Origin of the sequence: Pannonibacter indicus (assembly GCF_001418225.1) — a bacterium.
Taxonomy (GTDB): Bacteria; Pseudomonadota; Alphaproteobacteria; order Rhizobiales; family Stappiaceae; genus Pannonibacter; species Pannonibacter indicus.
In genome coordinates this window covers 313,044-325,588 of the sequence record NZ_LIPT01000001.1, presented here as the reverse complement: position 1 = coordinate 325,588, position 12,545 = coordinate 313,044, and the positions used below count along the sequence as shown (strand labels likewise).

Genomic DNA, 12,545 nt, shown 5'->3' with positions numbered 1-12,545 from the left:
ATCTCATGCCTTGCGCGAGGCCAGCCGGTCCCTGATTGCCGCAGCGATCTGCGGGGTGCTGTCCAGCGGCTCACAGGTAGTGGTTTTGAGAGGCCCCGGAAAGGGGTGAATGGCGCCAATCTGGCGCAATCCAGTCAAAAAGAGATCAAGCCGGTGGTGCCCGCCCGAGGGCATGAACACATGCACCGGCCGCCCCGCCGCCAGAGCCTCGCCCACCATGTTGGTGCTGTCGCCCGTCACGACAATGCTATCTGCCAGCGCCAGCATTGCCAGCAACGGGTTTTCGCCGCTGCCGTCCCAAAGGAAATGGTTTCCTGTTTCTGCCAGCTGCTCCAGCCGGTGACTGAGCGCAGGGGGGGTGCGGCGTGAGGCGGTGATCATCAGGCTGCCGCCGGCCCTCGCCGCATCCGCCAGCCCGTCTGCAAAGCGGTTGATGTCTTCGGCCGTGAAGCTGTGATGGCGGCTGTTGCCGCCCACAAGCACGGCTATGCGCGGGGAGGGCAGATCCCCAAGGCGCGGGTCCGGCTGCGCCCTTGCTGCTGCCAGCTTTTCCGCAGAATGGCGGTGCGGTGCGGTTGGCGTCACCAGAACATTGGCGCCGCGCAGCCGGTCATGCTCCCCCACCCAGATGAGGTCGGCGGCACTCGTGCCTGTGCGCGGATCCTTGAGGAAGACGGTGAAGGTGCGCCCGCCGCTCAGCTTCTTCAGGCGGCGCAGATAGGGCACGGTGCGCCGGCCGGAGGCGATGGCGATGTCCGGGTAGGGCGGTGCCAGCGGGCTGCCGGGCCGCGTCTCGGCCTCTCGCGGGTCAATCGGCCCCCAGGGCATGGCCCAGACGAAGGGCCTGCGCGGGGCAACGCGGCGGATCTGATAGGGCAGGCCAAGGGCTTCGGCGACGCCCATGCACTGGATTTCGTCGCCCGCCTTGCCATCGGACAGAATCCAGATGCTCCGGTCATCCTCAGCTTTTGCGGTTTCTGGATCTTTCTTGAGCATGGGAGCTTTTGTTATAGTCTTGCGGACATGAGCAAAAAATCATAAGCCGCAGGGCATTGGGTCTTGCGGCCACACAAGCACGGACAGACGGCTGGAACAAGGCCGGGTGCGTGCCTGTGAAACGGAACTTTGGGGCAGGCGGCCTTTTTGCCGTGCCCGCCGGGCGCCGCCCGCACTGACTGGAGATTTTCTTGAAAGCACGGCTTGACGCGATCGACTGGCACATTCTGGACGAGCTGCAACAGGATGGCCGGATGACCAATGTGGAACTCGCCCGCCGTGTCGGCATCTCTGCGCCCCCGTGCCTGCGCCGGGTGCGCGCGCTGGAAGAGGCCGGGCTCATCCGCGGCTACCGCACGCTGCTGGACGAAAAGCAGCTCGGCTACGAGGTGACGGCCTTTGCCATGGTCGGCCTGCACAGCCAGACGGAAGCGGACCTCAACAGCTTCGAGGAGCGGGTCAACAGCTGGCCCATCGTGCGCGAGTGCTTCATGCTGTCGGGCGAGGTGGATTTCCTGCTGAAATGCGTCGCCCCGGACCTTCAGACCTTCCAGACCTTCATCATCCGCGAACTGACCGCCGCCCCTAACGTCGACAGCGTCCGCACCGCCCTCACCATCCGCCGCACCAAGGATGAACCAACGGTGCCGATCGAGCGGTGAGGGCGGGCGCCCTATTGCTGAATAGGGCTGCGGCTCTAGCTTCCGGGCGTTGCGGCTGATCCTGCCAGGATGCCGCCGTCGATCGTCAGCTCTGCGCCCGTCATGTAGGGGGCCTCGTCAGAGGCAAGGAACACGGCCAGAGCCGCAACCTCTTCCGGCCTGCCGAAGCGGCGCAGCGGCGTGTCTGCCACCATGGCCGCTTCCCGTTGGGCTCTGTCCGGCCCGTTGCCCAGCATTGGCTCCCACATGGGGGTCATGACGGCGGCGGGGTGGATCGAGTTGCAGCGGATCTTCAGGCCCTGGCCTGCACAATAGAGCGCCACGCTCTTTGTGTGATTGCGTATGGCCGCCTTTGAGGAGGCATAGGCGGCGGCCATCGGAATGCCGACCAGACCGGAGCGGGACGAGATGTTGATGATCGACCCGGCGCCCTTGGCCCGCATGGCGCGGATGGCATAGCGGCACCCCAGAAACGTGCCGTCGAGGTTGACCGCATGCACGGCCCTCCAATCGGCAAGCTGTGCATTCTCGGGGTCATGCGCTGGCGGCGCGCCATTGGCCATGTCCTCAAAGCCGGTGACGCCTGCATTGTTGACGAGAATGTCGAGTTCGGGGAACAGGCGCTCCGCCCGGCTCCAGTCCGCTTCAGAGGCCACATCCAGATGACAGTATGTTCCGCCGATGGCCCCGGCTGTGGCTTCACCGCCTTCGTCGTTGATGTCGGGCACAAGGACGCTCGGGCCTTCACCGGCAAAAGCCTTGGCAATGGCCGCGCCAATACCGCGCGCCGCCCCCGTCACGAGAGCGCGCTTTCCAGAAAGTCTGGGCATGATAGTTCCTTGGATTCCAAAGTGAGGGTGGGTGGTCGCTGGTCATTCGAACAGCTGCCATCGAGAGTTGCCCAAGCCCTTGCTTTGCTTGAGCGACTTCAAGGCGCAATGAGACAGCATCGAAGGTCTTGGCCGAAAGCCAAGCCAGTCGCCACGGTTCGGCGTACGTCCGGTTTACCGGTTGCGGTTGTCCATGTCCGTCACTCCTCAATCTGAGGGAAAGGGGTACCCGGCAGCAGGGCGGGCGTCAAGGGCGGGAGGGCTGGTGGCTTTCAGTAGGCGTTGTTTGTGGCGTTGGTGTGGTGGTGATTGTCCTGAGCCTGGTTACCTGACAGAGCCGCGTGTTGAAGCGGATGCAGGCAGGCCGGTGTTCTGACTGTATTGAAGTCCGTTTTGGCCCGGCTGCCATTGTCTCTTTTTCGCTTTCTCCAGTGACGTTTCTCTTTTTTGTTCCCCTTTTCAATGAGGGTTTTACTAGGAGCGTCCGCCTATGTTTCGGCCCGTTGGGGATGCCATGGAGTGAAACTACGTCGCTTTAGTGTTTGACAATCTTTGCCAATATCTGCCAAATTCCCCCTTACTGAACGGAGGATTTGGACGATGGCGACAATGAATGTATCGCTTCCGGATCCGATGAAGGATTGGGTTGAAGCGCAGGCGGCGTCAGGGCGCTACAGCAATGCGAGCGATTATGTGCGGGACCTGATCCGGCGTGATCAGGAGCGTTGCGGCAAGATTGCCCATATGCAGATGCTGGTAACGGAGGGTCTGGAAAGCGGCATCAGCGGCCAGTCCATGGAGGATATCCTGAAAGCCGCACGCCAGCGCGTCCAGACTGATCCGTCTTCGGATGGCATATAGGCTTACCCGCAAGGCTGCGGATGATATCACGGCGATCTATATCGAAGGGGCAGTGCGGTTCGGCGATGTGCAGGCCACCCGCTATCACGCTCTGCTGCAAAGCGCCTTCGAGTTGATTGCTGCCAATCCTTACCTCGCGCGTGAGCGGACTGAGCTCAGTCCGCCTGTCCGGGTCCATCCGGTCCAGTCGCATCTGGTCATCTACGCCGCTGATGATAATCGTGATGTTTTGATCATCCGTGTGCGCCACGGACACGAAGACTGGAAGCAGAACCCGTCCGGGGAATAGAGGGCAACGGCTTCCAGTTCCCAATGGAGGATAAAACCTACTTTATTCTACCGGCCATGAAGGCGGCCTGCTTTGCCCCCAAACAAAAATGCCCGCGTTGTGCGCGGGCATTCGGGTCTTGCCGGGCGGGAGGGCCCGGAGGTCCGGTCTCTTGGTCAATCCTCTTGATCGGGTCTCTGACCGGCCCCTCTGAACAGGAGGGCCGGTCAGAGACGGATCAGAGGAACTGGACGTTCTCGATCTCGTAGGAGCGGGCGCCGCCGGGGGCGGCGACTTCGACGCTGTCGCCGATCGTCTTGCCGATGAGGGCGCGGGCGATGGGGGAGGAGATGGAGATCTTCCCCTGCTTCACGTCTGCCTCCACGTCGCCGACGATCATGTACTTCTTCTCTTCCTCGGTGTCCTCGTCGATGAGGGTGACCGTGGCACCGAACTTGACGGTGGTGCCGGAGAGCTTGGAGACGTCGATGATTTCAGCGCGGCTGAGCTTGTCCTCAAGCTCGGCGATGCGGCCCTCGTTGTGGCTCTGCGCTTCCTTGGCGGCGTGGTACTCGGCGTTTTCCGACAGGTCGCCGTGGGCGCGCGCTTCGGAAATGGCCTCGACGATCCGGGGCCGCTCGACCGACGTCCGCTCCTTCAATTCCACCTGCAGCATTGCGTAGCCGGCGGCGGTCATCGGGATCTTTTCCATTGGCCGTAGACCTTCTGGTTAAGTGGTCCGCTTGCGCGGACGAAACGTCAAAAAAACACAATCCAGCCGGACGTTTCACCGTCTGGCCGGAGTGCGGATGATTCAGTCCTGATGCGTCCTCCGGCGGGGTCTGTTTCCCGGCCAAGAGAAAAACGCTCCAGATTTAATGCTTAGATCGCATTCTGATCGTGCGGGCCACGACGGCCCGCACGAGACTATGCTCTAGGCGAAGTAGGACTGCAAGGGCCTGACTTCAAGCCCCCCGGTCTTGTAGGCTTCGATGCCCTTGGAAGCGGCCACGGCGCCGGCCAGCGTCGTGTAATAGGGCACCTTCTGCAAGAGGGCAGCGCGGCGCATGGAGCGGCTGTCCGACATGGCCTGCATGCCGTCCGTGGTGTTGATCACCAGCTGGACCTCGCCGTTCTTGATCACGTCCACGATATGCGGGCGGCCTTCGGAAACCTTGTTGATCTTGGTGCAGGTGACGCCATGCTCCTCAAGGTAGCGCTGGGTGCCGCTGGTGGCGATGATGCGGAAGCCGTTGGCAGCCAGGCGCTTGACCGCGTCCAGCACGCCTTCCTTGTCCTGATCGCGCACGGAGACGAACACCGTGCCGCCCACCGGCACGCCCGTGCCGCCGCCGATCTGCGACTTGGCGAAGGCGGTGCCGAAGTTGGCATCAAGGCCCATGACTTCGCCGGTGGAGCGCATTTCCGGGCCAAGGATGGTATCCACACCCGGGAAGCGGGCGAAGGGGAACACGGCTTCCTTGACGGCCACGTGCTTCAGCGGCTTTTCGCTGAGGTTGAACGAGGCAAGGCTTTCACCGGCCATGATGCGGCTGGCGATCTTGGCCACCGGCACGCCGATGGTCTTGGCAACGAAGGGCACCGTGCGCGAGGCGCGCGGGTTGACTTCGAGCACATAGATCTGGCCGTCGCGGATGGCATATTGCACGTTCATCAGGCCGCCGACTTCGAGCGACTTGGCCAGCGCAATGGTCTGGCGCTTCAGTTCCTCGATCGTTTCGGCAGAGAGCGTGTAGGGCGGCAGGGAGCAGGCGCTGTCGCCGGAGTGAATGCCGGCTTCCTCGATATGCTCCATGATGCCGCAGACGAACACGTCCTTGCCATCCGACAGGGCATCCACGTCAACCTCGATGGCGCCATCGAGATAGCGGTCGAACAGCAACGGGTTGGTGCCGAGCAGGGTGTTGATCTGGCCGGTCTTGTCGTTCGGATACTTGGCGCGGATTTCACCGGGCACCAGCTCCGGCAGGGTGCCGAGCAGGTAGGAGTTCAGCGACTCTTCGTCGCGGATGATCTGCATCGCACGGCCGCCCAGCACGTAGGACGGGCGCACCACCAGCGGCAGGCCAAGCTGGCTGGCGATGAGGCGGCCCTGCTCGACGGAATAGGCGATGCCGTTCTGCGGCTGCTTCAGGCCGATCTTGGTCAGGAGGCGCTGGAAGCGGTCGCGGTCTTCGGCAAGGTCTATCATGTCCGGCGAGGTGCCGAGGATCGGCACATTGGCCTTGACGAGCGCCTGTGCCAGCTTCAGCGGGGTCTGGCCACCGAACTGGACGATGACGCCGTGCAGCGTGCCGTTTTCCTGCTCGGTGCGGATGATCTCCAGCACGTCTTCTGCCGTCAGCGGCTCGAAATAGAGCCGGTCGGAGGTGTCATAGTCGGTGGACACGGTCTCCGGGTTGCAGTTGACCATGATGGTCTCATAGCCGGCTTCCTGCAGCGCAAAGGCCGCATGGCAGCAGCAGTAGTCGAACTCGATGCCCTGGCCGATCCGGTTCGGGCCGCCGCCGAGGATGACCACCTTCTTCTTGTCCGAGGGGCGGGCTTCGCTGGCCAGCTTGCCGGCAAAGGGCGTCTCGTAGGTGGAATACATGTAGGCGGTGGGCGAAGCGAATTCCGCCGCGCAGGTGTCGATGCGCTTGAACACCGGATGGACGTCAAGATCCGCACGCAGCTTGGCAATATCTGCTTCGTCCTTGCCGGTCAGCGAGGCGAGGCGGGCGTCGGAGAAGCCCATGCCCTTCAGCTTGCGCAGCATCACCGCATTGTCCGGCAGGCCGTTGGCGCGGACCTTCTCTTCCATGGCGATGATGCCGGAGAGCTGCTCCAGGAACCAGGGGTCGATGCCGCAGATGCTGTAGATCTGGTCCAGCGGCGTGCCGAGGCGGATGGCCTGCGCGACGTTGAGCAGGCGCGTCGGCGTCGGCGTCGAGATGGCGGCGCGGATGGCGTTCTTGTCGTCGCCCTGGCCAAGGCCGGGGATCTCCACCTCGTCGAGGCCGGTCAGGCCGGTCTCGAGGCCGCGCAGGGCCTTCTGCAGGCTTTCCTGGAAGGTGCGGCCGATGGCCATGACTTCGCCCACGGACTTCATGGCCGTCGTCAGCACCGGATCGGAGCCCGGGAACTTTTCGAAGGCAAAGCGCGGGATCTTGGTGACGATGTAGTCGATGGATGGCTCGAACGAGGCCGGGGTGGCGCCGCCGGTGATGTCGTTCTCCAGCTCGTCCAGCGTGTAGCCCACGGCGAGCTTGGCCGCGATCTTGGCGATCGGGAAGCCGGTGGCCTTGGAGGCCAGAGCCGAAGAGCGCGACACGCGCGGGTTCATCTCGATGACGACGAGACGGCCGTTCTGCGGGTTCACGGCGAACTGCACGTTGGAGCCGCCGGTTTCCACGCCGATCTCGCGCAGCACCGCAATCGAGGCGTCGCGCATGATCTGGTATTCCTTGTCGGTCAGCGTCAGCGCCGGCGCGACGGTGATCGAGTCACCCGTGTGTACCCCCATCGGGTCGATGTTCTCGATGGAGCAGATGATGATGCAGTTGTCCGCCTTGTCACGGACCACTTCCATCTCATACTCCTTCCAGCCCAACAGGCTTTCGTCGATGAGGATCTGGCCGACCGGGGAGGCGTCGATGCCCGAGCGGGCGATCGTCTCGAATTCCTCACGGTTATAGGCCACGCCGCCGCCGGTGCCGCCAAGGGTGAAGGCCGGGCGGATGATGGCGGGCAGGCCGATCTCGTCCAGCGCCTTCATGGCTTCCATGAAGCCGGCGTTGCGGTCGTAGCCGGTAATCTTGCCGTTGGCATCGCGGATGGCAGGCGAGGAGGCAATCGAGGCGCGCGGGTTTTCGAGCCCGATCGCAGCCATCGCAGCGCGGAACTTCTCGCGGTCTTCGGCCTTCTCGATCACATCGGCACGGGCGCCGATCATCTCCACGCCGAATTTCTCCAGCACGCCGTCGCGCTCAAGGTCCAGCGCGCAATTGAGCGCCGTCTGGCCGCCCATGGTCGGGAGCAGCGCGTCGGGGCGCTCCTTCTCGATGATGCGCGCAACGACTTCCGGGGTGATAGGCTCTATGTAGGTCGCGTCGGCCAGATCCGGGTCGGTCATGATCGTCGCCGGATTGGAGTTCACGAGGATGATTCGATACCCTTCCTCGCGCAAGGCCTTGCAGGCTTGCGTGCCCGAATAATCGAATTCACAGGCCTGACCGATAACAATCGGGCCTGCGCCAATGATCAGGATGGAGGAAATGTCTGTGCGTTTGGGCATCGTGGCTCGCATCGGCCCGCCGCCGCGCTCTGTCGCGCGTGCGCCTGGGCTCGTCCTTGAGGAATGACACTGGTGGCTGAGCGCGCCTTATAGGCAATAAAGGCGAAGGATGAAACCCCGGATCGCCGTCAATCGAGCGCTTTTGCGTTTCCGTCTTCTTCCGGTACGGGAAGCGGCGGCGCGGCGCGGCTGTTCTGGCCATCAAAATCGCCGATTCCCGCCTGCAGGGCATAGCAGGCGAGGCGGACGTATTTGGGGATTTCGACAGGCCGTCCGTCGCGGTTCCCCTTTTCATAATACTGGATCATCCGCTTCTTCAGGCCCAGCCGCTCGGCGGCGTCCTTCTGTTTGAGGCCGAGTGCGCGCCGCCAGTCGCGGAACTGCTCCGGTGTCATGCCTGCCGTCTTCTTGCCGCTCATCGCCGCTATCCTGATTGATGCTGATTATCTAACAGGCGGATAGCGCACTTGTTGCGCCTCTGGAAGTGCTCAGCTGCGTCTGTCCGGCAAATTTCTGCGGCTCCAGCCGCAGGATCGGCTGGCGGAGGCTACTTTTCTGGTGGCTGTACAATTTCTGCGATCTTTCTGCGGTCTGCATACGTTTTGATTGCACCCTGCCTGTATCGGAATGGTAACCAGCAGGTAAAATACAATTTAGGAAAATCGTTATTAATTTTCTTTCGAATTGATAACGTTAATATGGGGCCCGGCGTGATATCTTGTTTTCGAGGTTCTCGCCGGAGGGCATTGGTGATTATACAGAGGCCCTTCAGGAGCAGATTCTTGTTGGGATTTAAGGATTCTGTCCCTTGTTACACTTCTGGAATGTATAGACATGCTGCGCGAGGGAAAGTTGGGCTCTTCATCCGGAGTGGCAGAAGTTGCCGGGCAGATCATTGAGCCGCTTGCGCGGTACCTGGAACGCAATGGCCTTGCGATTGAAGAGGTGGCGCGCAAGGCCGGTGTGATGCTGCCGCCCGCAAATGGGCGTTACGACCGTTACCTTCCGATGAGTGACGTTGCCTGTCTGCTGCAACAGGCGGGGAAGTTGCTGGATGATCCGTTGATCGGGCTGCGCTCGTCCGTCATGGAACCGGTGGTTCCCACCCATGCGCTCGTGCTCGCCTTGCCCTATGCCCCGACATTGCGCCGCCTCTTCGAGGTGCTTGGTGAAGCGCATGCCTCAATTGTTGATCTGGAGGCCTGTGAGGTCCGGCAGGTGTCCGGACGGCTTGAGCTGATCTGGCGCCATGTTCCGCGGGTGGTGCTGCGGGATCAGCTCAATGACTGTATTGCCGTCCTGGCCTGCATGTACCTGTCTCTGGCTGCGGGGCCAGATTGCTTCAAGAATGTCGCGGTGCGGCTGGAACGGGGCAAGCCTGAGGATACGCGGCTGCACCGGCAGTGTTTTGGGCCAAATGTGCTGTTTGATCAGAACCATTCAGCGATCAGCCTGCCGGCTGAGCTGGCAGACAAGCCACTGCCGGGAGCGTATCCGGTGCTTTTCGAAGCCCTGGTGGAACTGGCAATGCGGCGGCTCGCGGATCGCGGGCGGCTGTCGGGGATCACCGCGCTGGTCAGTGAGGAAATCGCCCGGCGTGTGGGGGAAAAGGATCTGTCTCTGGAGAGTGTTGCCCGTGCCGTCGGTGTCAGTGGCCGGGTGTTGCAGCGCCGGTTGAGCGAGCAGGGAGTAACCTTCCATGAGTTGCATGATGATGTCCGCCGCGGCATCGCGGCCGATCTGCTGCGTACAACGGGACTGCCCATCTCCGAGGTTTCGTTCCGTCTCGGGTTCTCGGCGGTTGGGAACTTTACCCGCGCAGCCAAGCGCTGGTTCGGGATGACACCGAGCGAATGGCGCAGGACTGAGGCCCGCCGCTGACAGGCCCAATGCCACCAGCCTGCCATGCCAGCAGGTGCCGGGTGAGTTGCAGCGCTGCCCGTCAGGATTGAAAAAATGCGTTGCCGCTCGCCAAGCCACGCAAGGGAGGAGAGCCGGTGCAGACGTGTGTGCCTCAGAGGCAGCTACACGCGCAGTTTGTTCCCTTGTTGAATATTCAAGCTCAGGAAAGTAAGGCCCCGGCTGACCATGTGGTGGAACTCTCCAATTTCTGCGTGACGTGGAGAATCAACTTTCCGGATTTTTCAACCTCGCAAGCTTTGCGTGTTTGCGCTGCACAATGTTGTTAAGTGCAGATTTCTTCCTGCAATTGATATCGATTTTACATTCTTAAGAATTAGATATTTATTGCAGGGGGCGTTCGGCCGGGCTGTGGGCTTTGCTGGGCGTCGTTGCTTGTGCTGATTTTGTGGTTTATTTGTATTCTTATATATCGATAATATGTAAATTTCATTTTTCAAATGAATTTATTTATCGTTTTTCTTTTGTTTTTTGATTGATGTTCAGTTGTTTCTCTAAAGTCTTTTTTGTTTTATGAAGGAGTTTCTGTGCATTTAGGGTAACTTAAGTGCTGGGTGATTGAAATTTGGCGCCTTATGAGAAGGAGTATACGTGAAATGGGTGGCATATTAGTGCCCGTGACGTAAGTGAGCGTTGTGTTTGGAGCCTCTCTTGCAAAGGAGTTCTCTTCATGACGCGAAATGCGGAAGGTGCCCCAAAGATCCGGGTTTCCAAGGTGGGAGGAGGCCGGGATCTGCGCTGGCGCATTCATTTGTCACGCCCTGTTCAACCACCAGGCTAGAAAACGATGAACAGCTTAGCACCCAATATGGTCGTCATTCCGGACATCGCAGGTCCGGTCGTGGATGATGGCAGCGAGCCGAAACTCCTCGCGATCTCCGAGATGTCGGAGAATTTCGGCGTGACGCTCCGGACCCTGCGTTTCTACGAGGAAAAGGGCCTCATCAATCCGGTGCGTAAAGGCGCGCGCCGCTTCTATTCCGCCCGTGACGTCGGCCGGATGCGGGTCATTCTGCAGGCCAAGAAGATCGGCCTGACCCTGACCGAGATTCGCCGCGTGCTGAAGCTTGTTGAAAGCAGCACACCCCGCCGCAGCCAGCTGGAGGAACTGCGCGGCATCTGCGCCAGCCAGCAGGAGATGCTGCGCGAGCAGCACGCGCTGCTGCAGGAGCAGGTGGCGGAAGTAGATCATGTGATGCAGTCCCTCGACCGGCTGATCGCCGTGTCCTGAGCTGCAGGCCTTCCGGAATTGAAAGATAACAGAGCCCGGGCGGCAGGCCGGGCTCTGTTTCTTTTGGGGAAAGGACAGCAGCCGCTGGCAGGGCTCAGGATCCCAAAAAACACCCCGGAAGCACAGCTTGCCGGGGTGTTTCTTGCTTCATCTGCTGTGCGGATGGATCAGGCGCTTGCCTGCTTTGCCTCGCGCATCACCTCGGTGAAGCGCTTGAACAGGTAGTGGCTGTCACGCGGGCCGGGTGAGGCTTCCGGGTGATACTGCACCGAAAACACGGGCTTGCCCTTGAGGCGGATGCCGCAGTTGGTGCCGTCGAACAGGGAGACGTGGGTCTCTTCAACGTTCTCAGGCAGGCTTTCCTTGTCCACGGCAAAGCCATGGTTCATGGAGGTGATTTCCACCTTGCCCGTGGTGTGGTCGAAGACCGGATGGTTCGCGCCATGATGGCCCTGATGCATCTTCATGGTCTTGCCGCCGAGCGCCAGCGCCAGCATCTGGTGGCCAAGGCAGATGCCGAAGACCGGAAGCCCCTTGTTGACCAGCGCCTGAATGGTGGCGACGGAGTAGGTGCCGGTGGCCGCCGGATCGCCGGGGCCGTTGGACAGGAACACCCCGTCCGGGCTCATGGCAAGGATTTCGTCTGCCGGAGTTTCGGCCGGGACGACGGTCACCTTGCAGCCCGCATCGGCCAGCAGGCGCAGGATGTTGCGCTTCACGCCGTAGTCGATGGCGACGACGTTGAATTCCTTGTTCTGCTGCTCGCCGTAGCCTTCATCCCAGACCCAGGGGGTCTGCGTCCAGCTCTGGCTCTGGCCGCTGGTCACGTCCCTGGCAAGGTCCATGCCTTCGAGGCCGGGCCATGCGGCGGCCTTGGCTTTCAGCGCGCCGATGTCGAACTTGCCATCCGGATGATGGGCGATGACCGCATTGGGCACGCCAAGGTCGCGGATGCGGGCGGTCAGGGCGCGGGTGTCGATGCCGCTGATGCCGATGATGCCGCGTGCCTTCAGCCACTCGTCAAAGCGGCGGGCGGCGCGGTAGTTGGAGGGGGAGGTGACTTCGGCCTTCAGCACTGTGCCGCGCACGCCGGAGGCAGACGCCATGTTCAGTGTCTCGATGTCATCCTCGTTCGCGCCCACGTTGCCCACATGCGGGAAAGTGAAGGTCACGATCTGGCCGGCGTAGGAGGGGTCGGTCAGGATTTCCTGGTAGCCCGTGATGGCGGTGTTGAAGCAGACTTCTGCAACGGCCTCACCTTCGGCCCCAAGACCCTGGCCCTCGATCACGGTGCCATCGGACAGCACCAGAAGTGCGGTGGCAGGCGGTATGGCCCACGCGTCTGCAGTCGCGGTCGTCATGTCTTGCAATCTCGGTGTTGTTGATGACATCATGGGCACCGAACGCCCGGATATGCCGAACCCGAGCCAGGCGCTAGCCCCGTGCTTCAAGCGCGGGAATGTAGGGGAAGCGTCCCGGC

The 12,545-nt window shown here is 61.6% G+C and carries 11 protein-coding genes; 5 read left to right on the top strand and 6 right to left on the bottom strand.

Annotated features, from left to right (window positions below; genetic code table 11):
- Positions 1-3: 3 nt before the first annotated feature.
- Positions 4-996, bottom strand: a complete 993-nt coding sequence (locus ASC48_RS01410) for a mitochondrial fission ELM1 family protein (RefSeq protein ID WP_055454037.1) — start codon at positions 994-996, stop codon at positions 4-6.
- 191 nt (positions 997-1,187) lie between these two features.
- On the opposite strand from ASC48_RS01410, the gene ASC48_RS01405 reads away from it, so the two are divergent.
- Positions 1,188-1,658 (top strand): Lrp/AsnC family transcriptional regulator, encoded by a 471-nt coding sequence (locus ASC48_RS01405; RefSeq protein WP_055454036.1) that lies wholly within the window; start codon positions 1,188-1,190, stop codon positions 1,656-1,658.
- Between the two features lie 35 nt (positions 1,659-1,693).
- Here the strand turns inward: ASC48_RS01405 and ASC48_RS01400 are convergent, their stop codons facing one another.
- Positions 1,694-2,488, bottom strand: a complete 795-nt coding sequence (locus ASC48_RS01400; RefSeq protein ID WP_055454035.1) for an SDR family oxidoreductase — start codon at positions 2,486-2,488, stop codon at positions 1,694-1,696.
- A gap of 600 nt (positions 2,489-3,088) precedes the next feature.
- On the opposite strand from ASC48_RS01400, the gene ASC48_RS01395 reads away from it, so the two are divergent.
- Together ASC48_RS01395 and ASC48_RS01390 are read left to right on the top strand one after the other, a co-directional pair.
- Complete coding sequence (locus tag ASC48_RS01395; protein WP_055454034.1) at positions 3,089-3,349, top strand: type II toxin-antitoxin system ParD family antitoxin; 261 nt, start codon at positions 3,089-3,091, stop codon at positions 3,347-3,349.
- Positions 3,339-3,638, top strand: coding sequence for a type II toxin-antitoxin system RelE/ParE family toxin (locus tag ASC48_RS01390; RefSeq protein ID WP_055454033.1), 300 nt, complete (start codon positions 3,339-3,341; stop codon positions 3,636-3,638). The genes ASC48_RS01395 and ASC48_RS01390 overlap by 11 nt, the downstream gene beginning before the upstream one ends.
- A gap of 217 nt (positions 3,639-3,855) precedes the next feature.
- Here ASC48_RS01390 and greA read toward each other — a convergent pair whose 3' ends face one another.
- From greA to ASC48_RS01375, 3 genes are all read right to left on the bottom strand, one after another.
- Positions 3,856-4,329, bottom strand: a complete 474-nt coding sequence (gene greA, locus ASC48_RS01385; protein WP_055454032.1) for a transcription elongation factor GreA — start codon at positions 4,327-4,329, stop codon at positions 3,856-3,858.
- Positions 4,330-4,551: 222 nt separating this feature from the next.
- Positions 4,552-7,914, bottom strand: a complete 3,363-nt coding sequence (carB, locus tag ASC48_RS01380; RefSeq protein WP_055454031.1) for a carbamoyl-phosphate synthase large subunit — start codon at positions 7,912-7,914, stop codon at positions 4,552-4,554.
- 128 nt (positions 7,915-8,042) lie between these two features.
- Positions 8,043-8,333, bottom strand: coding sequence for a helix-turn-helix domain-containing protein (locus ASC48_RS01375; RefSeq protein ID WP_019964024.1), 291 nt, complete (start codon positions 8,331-8,333; stop codon positions 8,043-8,045).
- Positions 8,334-8,748: 415 nt separating this feature from the next.
- Between ASC48_RS01375 and ASC48_RS01370 the strand changes: the two genes are divergently transcribed.
- A complete protein-coding gene (locus ASC48_RS01370; RefSeq protein ID WP_082439936.1) occupies positions 8,749-9,795 on the top strand; it encodes an AraC family transcriptional regulator in 1,047 nt (348 codons plus the stop codon).
- 826 nt (positions 9,796-10,621) lie between these two features.
- Positions 10,622-11,065, top strand: coding sequence for a MerR family transcriptional regulator (locus tag ASC48_RS01365; protein ID WP_055454029.1), 444 nt, complete (start codon positions 10,622-10,624; stop codon positions 11,063-11,065).
- A gap of 167 nt (positions 11,066-11,232) precedes the next feature.
- Here ASC48_RS01365 and carA read toward each other — a convergent pair whose 3' ends face one another.
- Complete coding sequence (gene carA, locus ASC48_RS01360; RefSeq protein ID WP_055454028.1) at positions 11,233-12,426, bottom strand: glutamine-hydrolyzing carbamoyl-phosphate synthase small subunit; 1,194 nt, start codon at positions 12,424-12,426, stop codon at positions 11,233-11,235.
- Positions 12,427-12,545: the final 119 nt, after the last annotated feature.

What these genes read in the sequence shown, in the direction of transcription:
- ASC48_RS01410 (WP_055454037.1), bottom strand. Translation starts at nt 996, where the DNA reads ATGCTCAAGAAAGATCCAGAAACCGCAAAAGCTGAGGATGACCGGAGC.
- ASC48_RS01400 (WP_055454035.1), bottom strand. Translation starts at nt 2,488, where the DNA reads ATGCCCAGACTTTCTGGAAAGCGCGCTCTCGTGACGGGGGCGGCGCGC.
- ASC48_RS01395 (WP_055454034.1), top strand. Translation starts at nt 3,089, where the DNA reads ATGGCGACAATGAATGTATCGCTTCCGGATCCGATGAAGGATTGGGTT.
- ASC48_RS01390 (WP_055454033.1), top strand. Translation starts at nt 3,339, where the DNA reads ATGGCATATAGGCTTACCCGCAAGGCTGCGGATGATATCACGGCGATC.
- greA (WP_055454032.1), bottom strand. Translation starts at nt 4,329, where the DNA reads ATGGAAAAGATCCCGATGACCGCCGCCGGCTACGCAATGCTGCAGGTG.
- carB (WP_055454031.1), bottom strand. Translation starts at nt 7,914, where the DNA reads ATGCCCAAACGCACAGACATTTCCTCCATCCTGATCATTGGCGCAGGC.
- ASC48_RS01375 (WP_019964024.1), bottom strand. Translation starts at nt 8,333, where the DNA reads ATGAGCGGCAAGAAGACGGCAGGCATGACACCGGAGCAGTTCCGCGAC.
- ASC48_RS01370 (WP_082439936.1), top strand. Translation starts at nt 8,749, where the DNA reads ATGCTGCGCGAGGGAAAGTTGGGCTCTTCATCCGGAGTGGCAGAAGTT.
- ASC48_RS01365 (WP_055454029.1), top strand. Translation starts at nt 10,622, where the DNA reads ATGAACAGCTTAGCACCCAATATGGTCGTCATTCCGGACATCGCAGGT.
- carA (WP_055454028.1), bottom strand. Translation starts at nt 12,426, where the DNA reads ATGACGACCGCGACTGCAGACGCGTGGGCCATACCGCCTGCCACCGCA.